25 protein-coding genes are annotated in these 19,758 nt (G+C 69.4%); 20 read left to right on the top strand and 5 right to left on the bottom strand.

Annotation, left to right across the window (positions count from 1 at the left end; all coding sequences use genetic code 11):
- Positions 1–1,853: 1,853 nt before the first annotated feature.
- The 3 genes from DE149_RS11260 to DE149_RS11250 are packed head-to-tail and all read right to left on the bottom strand — an operon-like array spanning position 1,854 to position 3,509.
- Positions 1,854–2,561, bottom strand: coding sequence for a hypothetical protein (locus DE149_RS11260; RefSeq protein ID WP_147084480.1), 708 nt, complete (start codon positions 2,559–2,561; stop codon positions 1,854–1,856).
- 37 nt (positions 2,562–2,598) lie between these two features.
- Entirely contained in the window at positions 2,599–2,871 is a 273-nt protein-coding gene (locus DE149_RS11255; protein ID WP_233490748.1) for a hypothetical protein, read from the bottom strand.
- A gap of 14 nt (positions 2,872–2,885) precedes the next feature.
- Positions 2,886–3,509: a DUF6668 family protein gene (locus DE149_RS11250; RefSeq protein ID WP_147084479.1), complete on the bottom strand. Its 624-nt coding sequence runs from the start codon at positions 3,507–3,509 to the stop codon at positions 2,886–2,888.
- Between the two features lie 164 nt (positions 3,510–3,673).
- Here DE149_RS11250 and DE149_RS11245 point away from each other — a divergent pair, with 164 nt between their 5' ends.
- From DE149_RS11245 to DE149_RS11210, 10 genes are all read left to right on the top strand, one after another.
- Complete coding sequence (locus DE149_RS11245; RefSeq protein WP_233490747.1) at positions 3,674–3,883, top strand: helix-turn-helix domain-containing protein; 210 nt, start codon at positions 3,674–3,676, stop codon at positions 3,881–3,883.
- Positions 3,876–5,342 carry a hypothetical protein gene (locus DE149_RS11650; protein ID WP_158530794.1) on the top strand — a complete coding sequence of 489 codons (1,467 nt, stop codon included), beginning with the start codon at positions 3,876–3,878 and terminating at the stop codon, positions 5,340–5,342. Before DE149_RS11245 ends, DE149_RS11650 begins: the two co-directional genes overlap by 8 nt.
- Positions 5,343–5,352: 10 nt before the next feature.
- Positions 5,353–6,411 carry a peptidoglycan DD-metalloendopeptidase family protein gene (locus tag DE149_RS11240; RefSeq protein ID WP_158530793.1) on the top strand — a complete coding sequence of 353 codons (1,059 nt, stop codon included), beginning with the start codon at positions 5,353–5,355 and terminating at the stop codon, positions 6,409–6,411.
- A complete protein-coding gene (locus DE149_RS11235; RefSeq protein ID WP_113914496.1) occupies positions 6,411–6,986 on the top strand; it encodes a hypothetical protein in 576 nt (191 codons plus the stop codon). The genes DE149_RS11240 and DE149_RS11235 overlap by 1 nt, the downstream gene beginning before the upstream one ends.
- Before the next feature lie 55 nt (positions 6,987–7,041).
- Entirely contained in the window at positions 7,042–7,284 is a 243-nt protein-coding gene (locus tag DE149_RS11610) for a hypothetical protein (protein WP_127435048.1), read from the top strand.
- Between the two features lie 129 nt (positions 7,285–7,413).
- Complete coding sequence (locus DE149_RS11230; protein WP_147084478.1) at positions 7,414–8,760, top strand: replication initiation protein; 1,347 nt, start codon at positions 7,414–7,416, stop codon at positions 8,758–8,760.
- Positions 8,675–9,142 carry a hypothetical protein gene (locus DE149_RS11225; protein WP_113914494.1) on the top strand — a complete coding sequence of 156 codons (468 nt, stop codon included), beginning with the start codon at positions 8,675–8,677 and terminating at the stop codon, positions 9,140–9,142. Before DE149_RS11230 ends, DE149_RS11225 begins: the two co-directional genes overlap by 86 nt.
- Positions 9,129–10,175 carry a zeta toxin family protein gene (locus DE149_RS11220; RefSeq protein WP_113914493.1) on the top strand — a complete coding sequence of 349 codons (1,047 nt, stop codon included), beginning with the start codon at positions 9,129–9,131 and terminating at the stop codon, positions 10,173–10,175. Before DE149_RS11225 ends, DE149_RS11220 begins: the two co-directional genes overlap by 14 nt.
- An 8-nt stretch (positions 10,176–10,183) precedes the next feature.
- Positions 10,184–10,780: a recombinase family protein gene (locus DE149_RS11215; RefSeq protein ID WP_113914492.1), complete on the top strand. Its 597-nt coding sequence runs from the start codon at positions 10,184–10,186 to the stop codon at positions 10,778–10,780.
- 284 nt (positions 10,781–11,064) lie between these two features.
- Positions 11,065–11,967: a TIGR02391 family protein gene (locus DE149_RS11210; RefSeq protein ID WP_158530792.1), complete on the top strand. Its 903-nt coding sequence runs from the start codon at positions 11,065–11,067 to the stop codon at positions 11,965–11,967.
- Positions 11,968–11,992: 25 nt separating this feature from the next.
- Here the strand turns inward: DE149_RS11210 and DE149_RS11205 are convergent.
- Positions 11,993–12,887, bottom strand: a protein-coding gene (locus tag DE149_RS11205) for an IS5 family transposase (protein WP_113914490.1) whose coding sequence is annotated in 2 segments (ribosomal slippage) — positions 11,993–12,529 and positions 12,531–12,887 — 894 coding nt in all. Because the reading frame shifts where the segments join, the coding sequence is not laid out codon by codon here.
- A gap of 302 nt (positions 12,888–13,189) precedes the next feature.
- Here DE149_RS11205 and DE149_RS11200 point away from each other — a divergent pair.
- The 3 genes from DE149_RS11200 (at position 13,190) to DE149_RS11190 (ending at position 14,362) form a co-directional block, all read left to right on the top strand.
- Positions 13,190–13,822 (top strand): ParA family protein, encoded by a 633-nt coding sequence (locus DE149_RS11200; protein ID WP_113914489.1) that lies wholly within the window; start codon positions 13,190–13,192, stop codon positions 13,820–13,822.
- On the top strand, positions 13,819–14,043 hold the full coding sequence (locus DE149_RS11195) for a hypothetical protein (protein ID WP_113914488.1): 225 nt from the start codon (positions 13,819–13,821) through the stop codon (positions 14,041–14,043). Before DE149_RS11200 ends, DE149_RS11195 begins: the two co-directional genes overlap by 4 nt.
- A gap of 61 nt (positions 14,044–14,104) precedes the next feature.
- On the top strand, positions 14,105–14,362 hold the full coding sequence (locus DE149_RS11190; protein WP_113914487.1) for a hypothetical protein: 258 nt from the start codon (positions 14,105–14,107) through the stop codon (positions 14,360–14,362).
- Between the two features lie 125 nt (positions 14,363–14,487).
- On the opposite strand, the gene DE149_RS11185 is transcribed toward DE149_RS11190, so the two are convergent.
- A complete protein-coding gene (locus DE149_RS11185; protein ID WP_147084477.1) occupies positions 14,488–14,778 on the bottom strand; it encodes a hypothetical protein in 291 nt (96 codons plus the stop codon).
- Positions 14,779–15,357: 579 nt separating this feature from the next.
- Here DE149_RS11185 and DE149_RS11180 point away from each other — a divergent pair.
- From DE149_RS11180 to DE149_RS11145, 7 genes are all read left to right on the top strand, one after another.
- On the top strand, positions 15,358–15,822 hold the full coding sequence (locus DE149_RS11180) for an LPD29 domain-containing protein (RefSeq protein ID WP_113914485.1): 465 nt from the start codon (positions 15,358–15,360) through the stop codon (positions 15,820–15,822).
- 241 nt (positions 15,823–16,063) lie between these two features.
- Positions 16,064–16,618, top strand: a complete 555-nt coding sequence (locus tag DE149_RS11175) for a hypothetical protein (protein ID WP_113914484.1) — start codon at positions 16,064–16,066, stop codon at positions 16,616–16,618.
- Positions 16,619–17,073: 455 nt separating this feature from the next.
- Positions 17,074–17,376, top strand: coding sequence for a hypothetical protein (locus DE149_RS11165; protein ID WP_113914482.1), 303 nt, complete (start codon positions 17,074–17,076; stop codon positions 17,374–17,376).
- An 87-nt stretch (positions 17,377–17,463) separates the two neighbouring features.
- Complete coding sequence (locus DE149_RS11160) at positions 17,464–17,880, top strand: hypothetical protein (protein ID WP_113914481.1); 417 nt, start codon at positions 17,464–17,466, stop codon at positions 17,878–17,880.
- Positions 17,881–18,000: 120 nt separating this feature from the next.
- Positions 18,001–18,279, top strand: coding sequence for a hypothetical protein (locus DE149_RS11155; RefSeq protein ID WP_113914480.1), 279 nt, complete (start codon positions 18,001–18,003; stop codon positions 18,277–18,279).
- 402 nt (positions 18,280–18,681) lie between these two features.
- Positions 18,682–18,918 carry a glutaredoxin domain-containing protein gene (locus tag DE149_RS11150; RefSeq protein ID WP_113914504.1) on the top strand — a complete coding sequence of 79 codons (237 nt, stop codon included), beginning with the start codon at positions 18,682–18,684 and terminating at the stop codon, positions 18,916–18,918.
- A gap of 148 nt (positions 18,919–19,066) precedes the next feature.
- Positions 19,067–19,510 (top strand): hypothetical protein, encoded by a 444-nt coding sequence (locus tag DE149_RS11145; RefSeq protein WP_113914479.1) that lies wholly within the window; start codon positions 19,067–19,069, stop codon positions 19,508–19,510.
- Positions 19,511–19,758 lie beyond the last annotated feature (248 nt).

The following is a 19,758-nucleotide window of genomic DNA, read 5'->3' as shown; positions in this document are numbered from 1 at the left end:
CGGAGCTGCGCCGCCCGTGGGGGCGGTGGCCCCCGTGGCCCCGGTGGGTCCGGTGTAGCCCGGTGCGTCCGTGGGTCCGTTGCCGCCGTCCCCGGCAGGGGCGGTGGCTCCGGCGGCAGCTGCGCCGCCCGTGGGGGCGGTGGCCCCCGTGGCCCCGGTGGGTCCGGTGTAGCCCGGTGCGTCCGTGGGTCCGTTGCCGCCGTCCCCGGCAGGGGCGGTGGCTCCGGCGGCAGCTGCGCCGCCCGTGGGGGCGGTGGCCCCCGTGGCCCCGGTGGGTCCGGTGTAGCCCGGTGCGTCCGTGGGTCCGTTGCCGCCGTCCCCGGCATGGGCGGTGGCTCCGGCGGCAGCTGCGCCGCCCGTGGGGGCGGTGGGTCCGGCCGCAGCTGCGCCGCCCTCGGCCGTGGTGGGAGCCGAGTCCGTGCCGCCGTCCCCGGCAGGGGCGGTGGCCCCGGCGGCAGCTGCACCGCCCTCGGCAGGAGCGGTGCCCCCGGCCGCAGCTGCGCCGCCCTCGGCCGTGGTGGGAGCCGAGTCCGTGCCGCCGTCCCCGGAGGCCACGGCACCCGGGGCGTCCGCGCGGCCCCCGCTTCCGTTGCCGGAGCGGTTGGTGCCGGGGGCGCTAGAGACGCCCGAATCCATACGCGAGGGTCTGGTGCCGGATGCCGTGGTGGCAGCCGAGTCCGTGCCGGACGTAGTCACGCCGGGGGCCGTGGTGCCCCCCGAGTCAGTTCCACCCGTAGGAGTCCCGCCAGTGCCCTCCGTGGGGGCACCACCAGCGCCGCCCATGGAAGCTCCGCCAGAGCCGCCGCCCGCGCGGGAGGCACCGCCAGCCATAGCCGCCGCGCCCGCGCCACCCGCGCCGGCAATCATCGCTGCACCAGCCGCCACGCCCACGCCAGCCCCAATCAGGCCCGCGCCGGAGAAACCACTCATGCCCGTGGCAGCCACGGGCGAGAGGAACCGGACCAGCGTCGGGAGTACGAGAGCAGCCATGAGCAAGAGCAGAATGCCGCTGATCGAGGAAGCGATGACCTGCCCGAAGTCCTCCCCGCTGTCCTGCAAGAGCATGAATCCGAAGCCGTAGATTGCGGCGGTGAGAGGCTTCATGAGCAGGCATGCGATCAAGTAGGCGTTAGCCTTCCGCCACGACTGCCGCCCTGCCTCCGTGTTCGAGCCGGCCGCGATGACCGGCAGGAACACGATCAACACCAGCAGCAGGACGTTGCGGAGCAGCAGCATCAGGAAGTTGGCGATAGCGCCGATGAACAGGCACAGGGCCAGCAAGAATGCGGTGCCCGGAGACGCCAGGAACGCCTCTGCGGCCATCGGCTGCGCCAACGTGGCGAAGTCGGCGTTGTCCGTCGATTGGTCCAGGAGCCACGTCGCCACGGCGTCACCCGCGTTGAGCAGCATCGGGATCAGTGCGATGTAGACGCCCGTGGCGAGCACGATGTTCAGGAACAGCGCGCCGATGGAGACCAAGCCCTCACGGATCGAACCCGAGGTGTAGGCAGTAACCACCAGCCGACCCAGCGCGAGCAGAAAGCCGACTACGCCGAAGAACCAGACGAACCAGGAAAGATTATCCCGCATGCCCTGGACAATCGGATTGTCAAAATACGGCCCGGGGGCGGACATCCACCACGTCCCGATCTGGCGCAAAATGTTCACCGCGCCTTCAACGATGCTCTCCACGAAGTTCGTAATAGTGTCGTTGGCGAGACCCTGCACCGCATCTCCGACCACGCACCCCATGTCACCGAACTTGCAACCCTTGTTGGCCGCGTCATCCGGCGATGTTGTGGGACTAGAGGGCGCGGTCGTGGCCGCAGAGATTAGTAGAATCGAAACCACGCTCACCGCCACTTGGTGTAGTTTTCTGGGGCAGTCACCTGATACATGCTCAGATCATTCGAGGACGTGTTTAGAAGCCAATCCTGCGCGCTCTCATCCCATACCAGCGGAACACGCATGGCCGCGTTTTTGCCATCGAGCGAGAAAAGGTATTCAATGACCGCCTCATTGTCGGTGGACAGAATGATTCGGTATCCCTCTACGGTGCCGAGGCGGGCGGATTCATCGAGCTGATTGGCGCGGAAAAACGAATCCCGTTGCGCCGTGTCATTACCTGAAGTTAGGTCGCCCGTCACGAAGTTGTAGGCCCGGGAGAGACCACCCACCAGCGCACCGCTGGCGGTGCGCGAGCTGCACCGCCAGGCGTCGCCCTCCCGTGCAGTCGGGCCGTGCTCCTTGGACACAGGCACGACGCCGCCAGAGGGGTGCCGCTCCCACGAGACGGATGGGGCCTCCGTGGGGATGCCCTTGTCTTTCGTCCTCGGCGGCTTGCATGACGCAGTGGTGGCCGTGGGTGTCGCCACAGCCTCGCCCGTGGCGGCAGGCGGGGCAGACGTGGCAGCGGCGGGAGAATCCGCCGGCTGCTTGTCCACCCCGCCGCGCACGGCCAGGAACACGGCCAGGGCCAGGGCCAGGAGCACCACAGCTCCAGAGATGATCCAGCGCCGGCCGAACGGCGAAGCGGTTGGGGTGTCGTCGGTCGATGCCATCTCAGGTCTCCGATCCGTGGTTTCTAGGGGCGGGTGCTCAGATGAAGGTCTGCAAGATCACGCCGGCGGAGACGGCGAGGATGCAGACGATGATCGACAGGAACAGGCCCTTGCCGCTGTTGAACTCGCGTCCCGTCAGGGCCGCGAAGGCCAGGGTGCCGGCCGAGACGAGGAAGCCGGCCACACCCAGGATGATGACGATCCACGAGAGCCAGTTCAGGGCCGTGGTGAGGCCATCGGTGCCCGGGGGCTGCTCAGGAGTGATGTTGGGGATGTTGCCGGCCACGGTCATTGCAGTCTCGAAGAGCACGAGGCTGTCCTTTCTCAGAGATCCGCCGCTGCCTGATGCAGCGCGCGGGTGATGCGGGTGATACGACCCGGGATGCGCCCCGAGTCAGGAGAGGCGTGTCGCCACGCCTCCACCCAGGGGATACGCGTCCCCCGGGGAGTCATTTTCAGCAGGCGCTTCATCGCGCGGCGCTGGCCATCCGAGAGCGTGGGGCCATCGTCCACGATGACCAGCCCGAGCAGGACGGAGCCGGTAAGCATCCCAGCGGCCCACTGTTCCGCGAAGCGGTCTGCGGCCTCCAAGCCGCGCCAGTGACTACGGAACACCGCCACGACCCCGAGTGCCTGGCCGTCAGGGGGCTCAGGCCATGCCTGGCCGTGGTCGCCCACGCCCTCACCCATCAGGGCTGCCAGCGTCGAGGCCCCCGCGCCTCCGTGCAGACCCATCACTGTGATGCGGCTCTCAGGAATCGCGGAAATCTGTACTTTTGGCCAGGCCTTCGAGGTCACGTCTTCTGGTGAGATAGGAAGAGCGTCCGGCGAGGCCGGGCCGCTCTCCATGAGTCGCGCTCCCAGCAGGCTGTCATGCAGCACTGCCTCCTCCGGGGCCTGCGTGATCGCGGCCTCCCGCTTCACGAACGGGTTTGTTCGTCTGCTCACGATGCACCCCTCCTCTAGCCTTTACATGTCAGGTTAGACACTCTGTGTTCCTTGTGCAACGCGTGTCGTCTAAGTCTGACATGTAGCGAGTGCGCTGTATGTCGCTTGACTCGCTTATTTCCCGCATGGACTATAGAGGAGTGATTGTGAACGACGCTGCCGCCGTGGACGAGCTGCTTGCCGATCTGCCCGAGGTGCTGACTCTGGAGGAGATCGCCGACCTGCTGCGCGTCAGTACCGCCACCGTGCTGCGCTGGCAGCACAAGGCAGGGCTCAAAACCCTGGTGCTAGGCGAGCGACTGCGACGGGTGAGGAAGGCCGATCTGCGAGATTTCTTGGTCACGGCCGATGGGATCGAGGAATCTGATGCCTAACTCACTGCCCGCCGATCCCGGCTTCGACCCCGCCACGGTGCCGCCGTTCCCGGTGCTGACCCTGCACCTGGACGAAGCCGCCGAGACGGTGACGCTGGATGGGGCGCCCGTTGAGCGGGCACCCGGCCAGGAGTTGCGCGACGCCGGCATCGACGCGGTGGTCGCCCAGCTTGCGGCCCGCCAGCTGGAGGCCGTGCGAGTGCGCGTGACCACCCCGGAAGATGACGCCTGGCGCATGGTGGTCACCGCTGACGGGGACACCTACGACACAACCCCGCCCGAGGAGACCGCAACCCGCGCAGGGCTGACCCGGCGTCGCCTGCTGCTGGGAGGCGGGGCGTTGGCGCTCCTCGGTGCCGCCGGCGGCGGCGCAGCTCTGGCCCTGCCCCGGTTGCTTGCCCCCAAGGCCCCACCGGCCTGGCAGGTGCCCGGCGCGGGCGCGCAGATTCCCGTGGCCCCCCCACCCGGATTCTCCGGCAGGGCGCGATGGTCCATCCCCGTAGGCCGATCCGCTGACGTGTGCGTGCTCTCCAGCGGCCACATCGGCACCGTCTCCGATGACGGAGTGCTCACCCTGCGTCACCCTGACACCGCTCAACCCCAGTGGGCCGGCGCATCCGCCCCCGACACAATCCACGACGCCCGCCGCATCACCTGGGACGGCCAGGACTGCATCGGTGTCACCACGGCCACGCAGCTGAGCATCTGGTCACTGACCGCCCCGACCGTGGCCGGCGCGCCCGTGGCCCCGACGACCTACCGGCTCGAGCAGGGATTCCGGGCCGAGCTGAACGGGCCCGGCCCCTTCATCGAGCTACCCGATTGGTTCGTGGACTTGCCCGCCGCGCAGATGGCTACCCGGCGCATCACGATCCCCGCCGGCACCCGTGCCGGTCTGCGGCAGGCTGACGGCACCCTGCACGCCATCGGGGCCGACCGCGTTGACCACCTCGACGCCCAAGGCTCCAAGACCGGCGAGCACCGCCTCGCCCTCTCCGATGCCCCCACGCAGACGCCCGTGGCGGTATGGGCCACCGGCCCGGAAACCGTGCTCACCGCGTGGAGGATCAAGGGCGGCAGCCGCCTGGCCCTGATCCGCCCGGCCGATGGAGCTGTGCTCATGGACAAGGCCGTGCCCGAGCGCATCGACCAGAAGACCCGCACCCGCGATCTGGGGAGCTCGTTGCTGCTTGTGGGCTCCGTCTTGGTCTCCACCGGAGCACAGCCCTTCGCTCGTGTACTGGAGGACTTCACGGCCACCGCCGCAGATGGAGCCACCCTCTACGGCACGCACCAGCGTCAGCCGGCCACCCTCAGACTCAAACGTGACGCCTCCCCGACGCCGTGGCGCACGTTCACCGATACGGACGTGCCCCCGCGAGTCATCACCGAGGGAGCCGCCTACATCGTCGCCCCCACGCTCGATCAGACCGTGCTCTACGCGGCCCCCCGCGCCTGAAAGGCCCCCGATGGACGATTCCAAGGGCAAGCTCATTGCCGCCGCCGGCGCGTTGCTCCTCCTCGTGATCCTCACGCCCCTGTTCATCATCAGCCTGGCGGCAGAGGATGAGCAGAAGAAGAGCGCCCTAGTCTCCTGTGGTGCGTCTGTAAACGGTGAGCAGATGATCGTGCCCGAGGAACACAAGGCCGCTATCGCCGCAGCCGCGAAGACTGCGAACTTGCCAGAAGGCGTCATCGCCGCCCAGCTGTTTACCGAGTCCCGTTTCGATCCGAGGGCCTACCAGCCCAGTTCCGGTGCGCGAGGAATCGCGCAGTTCATCCCCTCCACCTGGGACGCCTGGGGCAACGGGGCCGACCCCTACGACCCGCTTGCCGGCATTGACGCGCAGGGGCGCTATATGGCCGAGCAGCAGCGGTTGGTCGGCCACCTCGCCAACAGCGACCAGGAGCGCATCGAACTGGCCCTGGCCGGCTACAACGCCGGGCACAACGTGGTGCTCCAGTACGGCGGCATCCCGCCCATCGAGGAGACCGTGAACTATGTCCGCCAGATCATGTCTCTAGCCCAAGCCGGGTCCGGCAGCTGCGCGATCCCCGGCGGAGACGTGATCGGAGAAGTCGGTTCCGGCAAGTGGGTTCTTCCCCTGGCCGATTCGTGGGTCACCAGCCCGTTCGGGCATCGCGGGTGCGTCGAAGGCGTGGGGTGCGCGGACTACATCGCCAACCACAACGGCCTGGACGTGGCAACCAGCGGGGGCACCGGAACCGTGGTGGCAGCCACCGATCTGGTCATCACAGAGGTAAGCACCAACTGGGACGCCGGCCTCCCCGTGATCGGACACGCCCCCGATAACCCCAGCATCGGCTTCAAGTACCTGCACTGCGCCGAGGGCAGCCATCGCGTGCGCGCCGGCCAGACCGTCGCCGCAGGCACGCCCCTGTGCACCGAGGGCCAATCGGGCGACGCCAACGGCCGACACCTGCACTTCATGATCCTCAAAGACGGCACCCCCGTAGACCCCGAACCCATCCTCCTGTCCCACAACGTCCCGCTGAGGTACCAGTGATGAAAAAACGCCACGCCGCCGCCCTCGCCCTGACCGCCCTCGCCCTGACCGGCTGCACCGCCAAGGAGCCAGCACCCGAGCCGCTGCCTACGCTCACCACAAGCGCGCCCGCCACGGCCACCGCCGAGCCGGCCACCCCCGAGCACGCTGCACACCCCAAGGTCACCGCCGAACAGCAGGCCATCGCGCTGGAAGCCGCCCGCATCATGACGACCTGGAACCCAGCCGAGGACGCGACCCAGACCCACGCTGAGCTGCGCGCCCGCCACCTGATGACCGACGAACGCGCCGCCCGCGTCATCACCCCTGAACGGCCTAGCAGCGGGGCCGAGTGGACGGCCGCAGCCAAGGAGCACGCCACCTCCGAGCCCGTGGTCAGTCTCAACACGCAAGCCGATACCCCCGGCGTGGCCGTGCGCGCCACCTGGAGCTGGAAGCGTCCAGACGGAAGCGCACTGCCCCGCGCCGGCACGCCCATCCGGTACTACACGTTCACCTTCGACCCGAACGACCCAACCAAGATCAACGACTACACCTACACCGACCGCACTACGGCGGCATCCCCGACCGAGTGACATGCCCACACACACCTATTCCCACCTCGCCCCCGGTACCGGTACCATCGGTCGCATGACGACCACACCGCGACGCCCGCGAGGCACCGACACTGTGCAGCTGCACGTGCGCGTCCGACCAGAAGTGAAGGAACGTCTGGACCAGATTGCTGACCAGACCGGCCTTCCCATGTGGGCGGTTGTCGAAGGCGCAGCCCTCTCGGGAACCCCGAATGAACACGGCATCCCCGAGGGCTGGAACTTGCCCACCCCCTCCACCGACCCCCTGCCCGGCGTCGAGGAGGCCAAGACCCCATAAGAAAAGCGGTGGCCCTCCCGGCAAGGAGGACCACCGCCTGAAATCTGGATTCCGCCACCGTCGCCAAACATCCGGCGGAATCCCCTACCGAGAGCCCCAAGACGATGCATAATCAAAAGAGGTTCCGGCGTGACTAGCGTACCAAGTCACGCCCTCATCGCCCAGCCCCCCACGTTCGTGGAGCTGGCCCCTGCCGTCGCCACACGTGTGACCGTGTGCCACGACAAGACCGCACGCGGCATCGTCCGCAAGATCAGTCACGGGATCGAGCACTTCCAGTTCGTCGATCCCGTCACCGCCGGCACCGGACGCCGCCCCGGCGGCGTCATGTGGGTGCTCACCGTGGACATGGACCACGACGACTCCCTGCTCCGCATCTTCGCCACCGACGTACCCCAGCCCTCATGGATCATCGAGAAGGGCCGCAACGGCCACGTCCAGGCCGGATGGATCATCGAGCACGTCACCGTAGGACCGAACGCCCGCCCCGCCCCCATAGCTTTCGCAGAGGACGTGCGCGCCGCCCTCACCGCCGCCGTCGGAGGTGACCCCGCGTTCACCAACCGACGCCAGTGGAACCCCACCTGGACCGGATGGGCCACCGAGGGCCGCGTGATCTGGGGACCGACCGCCCCCCGATCCCTGGGCACGCTGCGAGCCGAGATGATTGAGCACGGCACCTGGCCCTCCCCCGAGGTCCGTACAGCCACCGGCACCCGCCGAGACACCAACACCGCCCGCGCCCTCGTGAGCGCGGCCGAGGCGTCCATGACCGTGAAGCCGGGTGAACGCAACCAGTTCGTGTTCGACTACGCCCGCCTACGCCGCACCGGCACCGTGGCCCAGGCCGCAGCCCGCGCGAACGCCCTGTGCTCACCGCCCCTACCTACCGCCGAAGTCGCCGGGGTCATCCGGTCCATCGAGTCCTACGAGGCCCGTCACGGAGCGCCCTGGGAGCGCCGTGGACCCGGCACCCGAGGCCGTGGACACCTCTCCAACGCCTACCGCCGTCGCCAAGCCGAGCGCGGCCGCATCGGAGGCTCACGCGGCACCGCCGCCCAGCGTGCCCAGCGAGTCACCGCCGCCCAGCGTGCCGCCCATGTGCGCGCCCAGAAGGCAGCCGCCCGCGCCGCTGAGGCCCGCCAGCAGGCCGCAGACGGAGCCACCACCGCGCAGATCGCGGAGCGCATGGCCGTCACTGCCCGCACCGTCCGCACTTGGCTGAACCAGCCCCCCGCCCAGCGGAAATCATCGGAGCATCAGGGTGCCCTGGCGCGGCCCTCCAGGCACCGCCCCTCCCCCGCGCTGGCCCCCGTGCGCTCCGGTGTGCAGCGACTTCCCTCCGTATCGGATACCCGATACCCTGTAGGTGGACGAAAGAGGTGCCCCCATGACCCTGACCCTGATCCCCCCGACCACCTCCGACGAGGCCACCGAGCAGCTCGCACAGCTCCAGGGCATCCCGACCGCACTTGACGTGCTCCGCCGTGTGCAGCTCGTCAAGGCTGCCGACCTGGGAGTGACCCAGCAGCAGCTCGCCGGTGCGCTCGGCCGAGCCCAGTCGAGCATCAGCGAATACCTCGCCCGCGCCCGCACGAGCCTGGCCAACAGGCCCGCCACCCATCCGCTGTGGCCGGCCGAAGTCATCGACCTCTACGCGGCCGGCCTCCTGCCCCGTGACGAAGTGCTCTCCTACCTCGCCAGCTACCCCTACATCGACCCCGCACCCACCGATGACCCGGCCTACACCGTGACCCAGCCCGGTGAGTTCGGGGAGGTCGCCGCAGCCCATTGGAACGACAAGCTCTCTGACGCCGACTACGCGGACCTTTACGCTCAAATGCATGGGGACCGCTGACGATCACGAACGCACGCTGAGCGCGCTGACCGCCTCCGGCGTCATCGCACCTACCAGCTCCCTCGCCAGCACCGCCAACCCCCTGTGGTGGAACGGACGCACGCCCACTCCCCCACGTCAGCTCCTCCACAAGCAACTCGTCCGAGAGCTGTACGACGCCACCCCTGCGCTGGCCCACGACCGACAGGCGATCCTCCTTGCCGGCCCGCCCGGCGCGGGCAAGAGCACCGCGCTGGGGAACGTCCTCACCCCCGAGGAAGGCGCCCGCTACCTCCACCTGGACGCCGACCACTTCAAGACCCGACTCCTCGCCCACGCCCAGGAGGACGGCAGTCTAGAAGCCCACTACCTCGCCCACCCCGAGGTTCAGGCCGCTCGGGACCGAGGCGAACAGTTCTTCCCCCTGGAGCTGGCCGCGCTCGTCCACGAGGAATCCTCCTACCTCACGCAGCATGTGCGCGCCCAGGCCATCGCGAGTGGAGCCAACCTCTTGATCGACGGGGTCATGTCCGACGAGAACAAGACCCGCGCGCTGATGGACACGCTCAACGCACACGGATACACCGCACGGATCATCGACGTTGAAGTCCCACAAGAAGCCTCCCTGGAGCGCACACGCGGCCGCTGGCGTGCCGGCTACGAACAGGCCTTGGCTGGAGACGAGAACGCGGAACCGCGTTGGGTGCCGGCCGCTGTCGTGCACGGCGTCTACGACGAGGCCGGCCAGTCCAAGCCCCGCCGCATCTCCGAAACCGTGGCCCACGAAAGCCAGCACGTCACCGAGTTCCACCGCTTCGAGATCACTCCCGAGCAGTGGAAGGCCGGCGCTCACTCCCCCGAGGTGGTGACGCATCTGCGCCGCCCCGCTGGCTTGACCACCCTCATGGACGCTGCCCTAGCCGACACCCGAGACCGCACCCGCGCCACGACCCAAGCCCGACCCACCCTGCGGCCACCGACGAGCACAGCCACGCCCACCACGCCCCACCGGCCGCAACAGACCCCCCACCGTGAACCAGGGCTCGAACGATGAACCCCGCCATGCAACCACCCCAGCCCGCCTCCTCCACTCTCGTGGGGTACGCCCGCGTCTCCACCGCCAGCCAAGCCGAGAGCCTGGCCGAGCAGCGAGACCGACTGCACCAGCTCGGAGCCGTTCGCGTCTTCGAGGACGTGGCCAGTGGTGCCCGCGCCGACCGGCCCGGACTCGCCGCCGCCCTCGATTTCCTCCGCGCCGGTGACACCCTCACCGTCACCCGCCTGGACCGGCTGGGCCGATCCATGCTCGACACCCTCACCACGCTGCATGAGCTGGACACCGCAGGCGTGCGCGTGCGCGCCCTCGACCTCGACCTCGACACCGACACCCCCGCCGGGCGCATGGTCGTGCACGTCCTCGCCGCCCTCTCCGAGTGGGAACGCGACATGATCCGCACCCGAACCCGCGAGGGCCTGGCCCACGCCCGCGCCCAAGGCAGACACGGCGGACGCCGCCGCGTGCTCACCGACCAGCAGGTGACCGCCATCGAAGCCGCCGCCGGCACCATCTCGAACGCCGACCTCGCCGCCATGCACGGCGTGTCCCTCCGCACCATCTCCCGCGTCCGATCCGGCACCTACACCCCGACTCCCGAGTGACCGACACCCGCCCCTCAACGGCCCCAGCTCCTCCCCTCGCGTCGTCCCTGCCCCTCCCCCATCCCCACGAACAGGCGAGCGATCCCCTGAACCGCCCCCGGCCAGCCGGCCCACCGCCCGAGGCCCACACACCCACCTAGGGGATGCAGAGCGCTTGCGAGGATCTGCTCGATGAGCGCTGCGGCTGGTCTCAGTGGACACTGAGTTCGCACGACGTCCATTCCCGCACGGTCCGTGGCGTGATGGCGGCGGAGCTCGAATCTGAGGCAGAATCCTGTCCAGAGGTGCAGCAGCACGCCAGCCCAGGAGCGCAACTCCCGGTGATTGATGGGAGCCCATTGGACGTCCGAACCAACCCCGAGTACCTGGACTACCTAGCGAGCCGACTCGCCGAATTCATGAACGCTTTCGATGAACTTATGACGCATCACGTTGAGAACACGGGACTTGGCGGTTTCGCTGTAGGTGTAGCGCCAGCAGTCATCCCTAAAGAAGACGCTGACCAACCACGCGTCGCCGAACTCACCAACGAGTTGAACCGCCTGGCCGGGGCGTTGATGGACCTGAGCTCCGTTACTAGCGTTCGGCTCGGAGTGCAGGGGCATGGCTCTCTCGACCCCTTCGTCAACTGGCAACGCATGCTCGAACCGAAGCCGCTGCTTGATGCCGCGGTGGTTCGAAGCTGTTGCCTTCAAGCCGCCGGGCGACTCGAAGGGTTGAAGGCCAAGGCTGAAGCCCTGGAAACGCCATCGATCGAACCGTCCCAGTTGCACCCTTTGGTCTGGTCGGCGGCGCAGCGACTTTGGAACGATGGCCACCTGCGCCAGGCAGTCGCTGCAGCCGCCGAGGCCGTCAGCGGTCAAATGAAGCAGCTGACGCAGCGAAACAACGCGGCTGATACGTCACTTTGGCAGCAGGCGTTTTCAGTCTCGGACCCGCAGCCGGGGAAGCCTCGGTTACGTTGGCCAGGCGATTCAGACGACCAGGACGTCAAGACGATGCAAGCTGGATTGTTGAATTTCGCGCCTGGGGTCAACATGGTCATCCGGAACCCAGCGACTCACGTCTCTCACCCTTTCACGGAGCAAGATGGACTTGAACAACTGGCCACGTTGAGCGTGCTGTGTCGATTCGTCGACCAATGCGTCGTGGTCACCCGTGACAGCGATCCGAAGCCTGCATCGTAAAGTCATGACCATGGAGTACGACGAGCTAGGGCATGTCTGACAATCGTTTGGACCATGCGATCACAGCATTCAGCATCACAGCGGACCGGTAGACGATCGCGTACTTGTCATACCGGGTCGCCAGGCCCCGCCACTGCTTCAGGTGCGCGTACTGACGCTCGATGACGTTGCGGCCCTTGTAGGCGGCCGCGTCGAGGCTGATGGGGCGCCCGCCGCGGGCACCGCGCCGTCTGCGGTGGCCCTGCTGGTCGGCCGGTTCGGGGATGACCGCTTTGATCCCACGGGCACGTAGGTGGGTGCGGATCGCCCGGGAGGAGTACGCCTTATCGCCCAGCACGGCCTCGGGGCGGGTCCGGGGCCGCCCTACTGGCCGGGTCACGCGCAGCTGCGCCAGAAGAGGAAGCAGCATCGGGGAGTCCCCTGCCTGGCCGGGGGTGATCAGGCTGACCAGCGGCAGCCCGGTCCCGTCGACGAGCTGATGGATCTTCGTGCTCAGCCCGCCACGGGAGCGCCCGATGCCGTGATCGGCCGGCTCCTCACGCGGATTCTTGTAGTTCGATCCATCCCCCTGTGTGGCGGGTGATGTTCGTCGCGTGCTGGTGGGCGCGGGCGATCGTGGAGTCCACCGAGACCGACCAATCGATCAGGCCTTCGGCGTCAGCGGCGGCGGTCAGCGTGGCCAGCACCGTGTCCCATGTGCCTTTTTCGGCCAAGCGCCGATGCCAGGTCCACACGGTCTGCCAGGGCCCGTAGACCTCGGGCAGATCCCTCCAAGCGATTCCGCACCGGTACCGGTAGATGATCGCCTCCACCATGGTGCGGGCGTCGGCGAACGGCCTGCCGGCGCGGCCGGTCCGGGTCGGGAGCATCGGGGCGATCAACTCCCATTGGGTGTCAGAGAGCATCTGGAACCGGGACATGTCCCCAGGGTCTCAGCTGACTCGTGCATCTATTCTCAGACACGCCCTAGCGCCGACCGCGCGCAGCGCAGCGAGCACGGACGGCGCAGTCGGGTCCAGGGGGCGGCCCCCTGGCGCTGGGGGTGTGGGGGGCGGCGGCAGCCCCCCACGAAGTCGACCATCGACCGAGGCCCTGAGCACACGCGGCCCGCCGGTATCCCAGTATCCCGGTACTTGTGTGGGCCGGTACTCCGGTACTACACTAGGAGGGGCGGCGCAGACATGCGCCGCAGTCCTAAGCCAAGAAGGACCGGAGGAACCCCGTGAGTCAGACCAGCGACACACTCACCATCGCCGTGATGAACACCAAGGGCGGTACGACCAAGACGACGACCACCATGCTGCTCGCCCATGCGCTCAATACCGCCGGGCGCAGCGTGGAGGTGTGGGACGCGGACCCGCAGGGCAGCGCGACGGAATGGGTGGAGGACGCCACCCAGACCCACGGCGGACCCCTGCCGATCCAGTTCCAGACCATGAACCGCGCGAGCCTGAGCCGACGCAGTACCGCCGCCGATGTGCTGCTGATCGACACGCCCCCCGGCGACCCCGGCACGCAGTCCGCCGCCGCCGGACGCGCAGACCTCGTGATCGTGCCCGCCGAGCCCGCCCCTATGGAGGTCTCCCGCGTGTGGGCCACCGTGGACGCCCTAGGGCAGTCCGTGCCCGCCGTCGTGCTGCTGGCCCGCGTAGACCCCCGCACCACTCTGCTCGCGGAAACCATCGAGGCCCTGGACGACGAGGGCGTGCCCCACTTCGCCACTACGATCCCCGCCCGCACGGACTACAAGCGGATGCCCGGGACGTGGCCGACCGCTACCAGTCGCCGCGCGGCCGAGCTGCTGGCCCCGTGGGCGCAGCTCGCCGCCGAGATCGAGGAGATGAGCGCCGAATGAGCACCCCCAAGCCCGCTATCAAGCGCCGCCGCGCCAGCACGGCCCCCGCCCCGGACATGCGCGCCGCGTTCACCGCCGCCCCCGGTGGCGAGGTGAAGAACACCAGCATCGACCTACCCGTCGAGCTGCACAAAAGGCTCCGAGTCAAGGCACTACAGGACGACACGAGCATGAAGGCACTCATCATCGAGGCGCTGGAAACCGTCTACCCCGCCGACTGAATGCCGTTGTACCGGACTACCGCCGCCGGTAGTCCGGTGCGACAAGAGAGGAGCAGCAAACATGAGCACGAACAGCACCGCCCAGCAGTGGGACGAGCTGGCCCGTCGAGCGCGAGCACTGGCTGTCGAGAGCACGGAGCTGGAAACCGCAGCCGGACTCCGCGAAGTTATTCACCAGGTCTACGAGATGACGAAGTTCGATCGGCCCGGCGGTGAAGGACTGGACGGCAAGGACGGACCCGAACGGCGCGGCATCGGCTACATCCGGGACATGGCCGAGGACTACCACGTCCGCACCATGCAGAACCGCCGCGCCTAACCGCCCAGGACCACGGCCCCCGCCAGCATGGCGGGGGCCGTTGCGCGTGCAGGGGCCGGGCCGGGCCCGACCAGGCGAAGCCCTCCCCCGTCCGCATCTCCCATCCTGTCTGATCGCAGCCTGGCCTAATGGTCCAGCCACGGCATCGGATCGCGCCCCGGAAGGGGAAGCCACCGCGCCACGTCCGGCTCGATCCGCTCGATCCATCCCGCAGGCACCCACGCCGAGAGCATCGGCCCACCGGGCACGTCCTGCCACGACACGAGCACATGCGAGGCCGACCAGCGGCACGCCATCGCGTCCACGTCCTCCCGATCCGGCAGCGCCACCCGCACCAGCGGCTCACGTCCGTACCGGGCCGAGGACACATCAGCCGGCGCACCGAAGGCCGGACCCTCATACACGCGGATGCTCATGCACCCGATCCCACCACGAGGCCCGGACCCGGTAGGAAGCGGGGGCGCTCCGCCCCCCGCACCCCCAGGCCAGCGCGGCGCTGGACCCGGCGCGGGGCCGTGCTCGCTTCGCTGCGCGCGACCCCGCCAAGAGGGTGCAGCTCGCCAGGGCAACCCGTGGGCGAGGGACACAACGAGGCTACGAGACCATCCCGCCGGCGCTCGGGGCTGGGGGCGGGAGCAGAGGGGAGCACATGCAGCAGTAGGCCAAGAACGCGAACAAGTACCGGAGTACCGGGGACGGTAGTGCGGTAGCTGGGAGAGTCCGCCGGCTCACCCGCCGCCGTGGTCACCGATGGGCCTATGACGAGGGGGGGGCATGGGCGCGTGGAGACGCCCGGACGGACCCGCCACCGGAGTACCGGAGTACCGATGCCGGTACGCACGACGCCCGCGAGAAACCGCCGAAAAAAGTTCCCGGATGGGGTGGCGCACCGCCTATAGTGTGCGATACACTAGAGGGGACGGGGAGGGGAGGCCAAGCCCCGACCGTCCCGGGCGGGACCACCGCCCGGAAGCACTCACCGAAGGAGAATGACCATGCCGGAGCAGTTCAACGCCAAGGAAGCCGCCGCCGCGATCCGTAAGGCCCTGCGAGCCACCTACCCGGGCACTACGTTTCGCGTCCGCATGGGGCGCGGTACGGCGTGCGCGTGGGTGGGAGTCCAGTGGACGGACGGGCCGACTGAACTGGACGTGATGAAGCTCGTGAGCGTGTTCGAGTCCAGCCGCTACCGCGTGCCGGACCACACGGCGGCGAGCCCGTGGCGCATCCCCGAGGACGAGACCCGTTGGACGTGCGAGGGGGTCACCACGTCCCGCACGATCAGCCCGGAGGCGCGCGAGAAGGTGCAGCGCGAGCACGTCCGCCAGACCAGCGAAGGCGCGTTCTACGGGCTGATTGAGGGGCCACAGGGACGGCGCACCATCGCGGCCCCGAGCCCGTGGACGACCGCCGAGGAGATGGCCGAGCGCGTGGCCCGGTCCCTGCCGTTCGAGTCCTGACCGGCCCAGCGAACGGCCCCGCCAGCACGGCGGGGCCGTTCTCGTGTCGGTGCACCGGAGTACCGGAGTACCGATGCCGGTACGCACGCGGCCCGCGAAAAGCCGCTGAAAAAAGTTCCCAGATGGGGTGGTGCGTGGCCTATAGTGTGCGATACACTAGAGGGGACGGGGAGGGGAGGCCAAGCCCCGACCGTCCCGGGCGGGACCACCGCCCGGAAGCACTCACCGAAGGAGAACCCCGATGACCGCACAGGCCAAGACCGAGCACCCCGCCCCCGCCGACTGCCAGGAGGCAGCCGACTACGCCGAGGCCCGCGGGTTGCTGCTCGTGGTGGACGCCCCCGAGACGGACGGGATCACCTGCACCCCCGCCGAGCTGCGCGAGGCTGACGAGGAGCTGATGCCCGGCCAGTCCCTCGCGTGGGTCCGCTACGTCACGCCCGAGGAGCACGCCGAGGCCGAGCGCCAGCGCAAGGCGAAGGCCGAGGCGGCGTGTCGGGAGGCCGTGCGCCGCGAGCTGAGGGAGGAGGCGCGCCGCCCCGTTCTGGACGCCATGCGCCAGCACCCCGAGGCCCTGGCCGATGCGCTGATCGAGCTTGCGCGCGAGCTGGGCACCCCGTGGACCGCTGGCGACGTGGGGCCGCACATGCGCTGCTGTGAGGCGGACGCTGTGGCCGAGGTGCTGAGGCTGAGCGGCCACGCCGACGCGGCAGAAGCGTGGATCGACGGCCACGCGCGCGGCGACGACGACGAGGACGACGGCCACCGCGACCGCCCCACCGCCCCGGCCCTGTGATCGAGGAGGGACGGCCCCGCCGAGGTGGCGGGGCCGTCCCCGGGCGGGCGGCTCCCGTGCCAGCTGGGGGAGTCCGCCGGCTCATCCGCCGCCGTGCTCACCAAGGGGGCCTTGACGGGGGTGGTTCCCAGCGGGGTCGGCTGATCGGGGCCAGCTTCTACCCGGTGCCCATCACCTCTAGAGCGGCCTAACATCATCTGCCGGTCACCCGGGCACGGAGCGACGCGCGGGCGCGTGGAGACGCCCGGACGGACCCGCCACCGGAGTACCGGAGTACCAGAGTACCGATGCCGGTACGCGCGCGGACCTCGAAAATCCGCCGAAGAAAGTTCCCGGATGGAGTGGCGCAGTGGCTACAGTGTGCGATACACTAGAGGGGACGGAGAGGGGAGGCCAAGCCCCGACCGTCCCGGGCGGGACCACCGCCCGGAAGCACTCACCGAAGGAGAGCGGCAATGACCGTCATCACCGAGACCCCCACCGTCACCGAGCTGACCCACACCGAGGAGCGTGTGCAGTACGCCGTGGGCGACTGCTGCGCCGTTCACCTGGCCTACGGGGACACCGAGGCCCTGAACGTCTACGACGAGGACGCGGACGACGCGATCCTGCACCCGCTGGCCACGTTCGGGGACTTCGCCGGGGACGTGGTGGCCGTGGCCTACTACGACGGCGGCGGCTATTGGGACTGCGGCGTGTGCCAGGAGGTCAACATCGGGCGCGGCGTCGTGTTCGAGGGTGATCGCATCCAGCACTGACCGGCACGAGCCCGGGCTGGGGCTGCGCAAGCGGCCCCGGCCCCGGGCGGGCCGCGCGGCCCGCCCCGCCAGACCAGGAGACCCCCCATGCTGATTACAGACAACAGCGACCCCCGGTGCTTCGAGTACGGCACCGCCTACACGCCCGAGCTGAACAAGCGCGTAGACCCCATGCACCCGGACCGCCCCCACTTCAACGGCTACGGGATCAACCCGGAGAGCGCGACCACCGTGGCCGAGCTGCTGGCCTTCTATGTCGAGGGCAGGACCCACCCGCTGAGCGGCATGAAGCCGGACGCGGAGAGCATGGAGCGCGGACACCCGATCTGCGGCGACATGACCGCCCGGTGGCGCGCGTGGCGTGGTCCCGCCGGCCACTGGCCCAGGTACGAGGAGGCCGGGACGCCCTACCCCGGCCCGCGCCGCCCGAGGCTGGCTCCGGCCCTGCCCCCGCCGCCCGCCGGCCCGCCACCCGGCACGTTCGAGGATGCCCCGCTGTTCTGACTGTCAGGCTTGCCCCTCCCCTCTAGTGTGCGCTACACTAGAGGGGACGGAGAGGGGAGGCCAAGCCCCGACCGCCCCGGGCGGGACCACCGCCCGGAACCACTAGAACGGAGAACGACCATGAATGAGAAGGACCAGCGGATCAGCCAGGCCGCATGGAATCTCGCGCAGATCCTGTCCACGCAGGAGGCTGCGCGCAACCTCAGCCCGTTCCTGACGGACCAGCAGGCGCAGGCGTGCATCGACCTCCTACGGGCGCACGGGATGAATGCCGCCGCCTCCCTCCTCGGCGTCGAGCACACCCTCGCTTCGCGCCCTGCCACCGGCCCGACCGTCGCTGTCCGCGATTTGAACGCCGGGGGCGAGTGGACCATCGGGCGAGTCTCCCGCCTTTGGTGACCAACCACGGGACGTCCGCCCAGACGGCGGGCGTCCCGGCCCCTGGGCCGTAGCCACCCGGCCCACGGCGGGGGAGGCCAGGCCCCCGCCCCGACCACCACAAGACCCCAGGAGGGAACCACGATGACCACACAGACCCGCCCCCAGACGACCAAGCCCGCCGCCCTGTGGATCGCCAGCAATGGCCGGATCACGTGCGTGGAGCACGGAGGGATGGCCCTGGCCGCCGCCGTCGAGGCCCGCCCCGAGCGACTGGCGCACGTCACCGACCTGGACGACTGGCAGGCCGTCACCCCGGAGCACGTCGAACAGTGGGCCGCGCAGATGGGCAAGGACGCCGCCGCCGAGGTCGCACGGTGCGAGACGTGCCGGATGCAGGCCCCGGCGCGAGAGGATCAGCCCATGACCACCGAGCCCGCCGCCGTGATCGTCTACACCCGTCCGGCGTGCGTGCAGTGCACGAGCACGACGCGTGCGCTCGACAAGCGTGGCATCCGCTACGCGGCCCGCCCGATGACCGAGGACGACGTGGCCCGCTTCAAGGCGCAGGGGCACATGCAGGCCCCCGTGGTCGTCACCGAGGCCGAGACGTGGGCCGGATACCGGCCAGACAAGATCATCACGATCCCGGCCCCCTGAGACGAGAAGGCCCCCGCCCCCAGTCGGCCAAGACGGGGCGGGGGCAACGCCCCCGGAGGGGGGGAGGGGGCGCACTCACCGCCGTGGCAGTTAGAACGGGATCACCACGGCTACCGGCCAGCCTACGACACAACCAGGAGCAGCAGCCATGACCAACAGCACCATCCACGACATGCAGCGAGCGGCGCGCGCAGCTGATGAGGCTACCAACGCCCGCGAGCAGGCGCGCGCCGCGCGGGACGCAGCCATTCAGGATGCCCGCGCGTCCGGCAGCCGGCCCGTGCAGCTCGCCGCCGCCGCAGGACTGAGCCGCTCCACCGTTCATGCCGCCATTCGCGCAGCCCAGGGCACCGCGCGCGGCGGCGACCCGCTGGCCCGCGTGCAGCGCGCGGCGGAGGAGTGGCGCGCGGCGAAGGACGCCGAGCGCGCCGCGCACGACGCCCGTAACGCCGCCATCGCCCGCGCTCTGGACGGTGGGCAGGCTCAGCCGGCGGACGTGCGGGCTGTGACCGGATGGGCCGAGGCGCGCGTGTACCAGGCCCGTGACGAGGGCCGCGCGCTGATCGCGGCTCAGGACGCCACAGACGCCTAATCGCACCCTGTTGCGGCGCGTGAGTTGTGGCGCGTCATTTGGCGCACGACACGCCGAGCATTCCATGACACCGGGCGGCACACCGAGCAGCCGCCACAAACGACCGATAAAGGCAGTGGCCCATCGCCGTCCTTAGCGGGGGCGCGTCTCTCGGTGTGGCTTGCGCCGCTATATGGCGGGGTTCTGTCGGAGCTCAGTGGCGGCCTCCAAGCACGCGGGCAAGAGGGCGCTGCGAGTGAGGCTCACGT

It is taken from the genome of Micrococcus sp. KT16 (genome assembly GCF_003315015.1).
Classification (GTDB): Bacteria; Actinomycetota; Actinomycetes; order Actinomycetales; family Micrococcaceae; genus Micrococcus; species Micrococcus luteus.
Note: the sequence above shows the minus strand (reverse complement) of the source record. Positions and strands in the feature narration are given on the sequence as shown.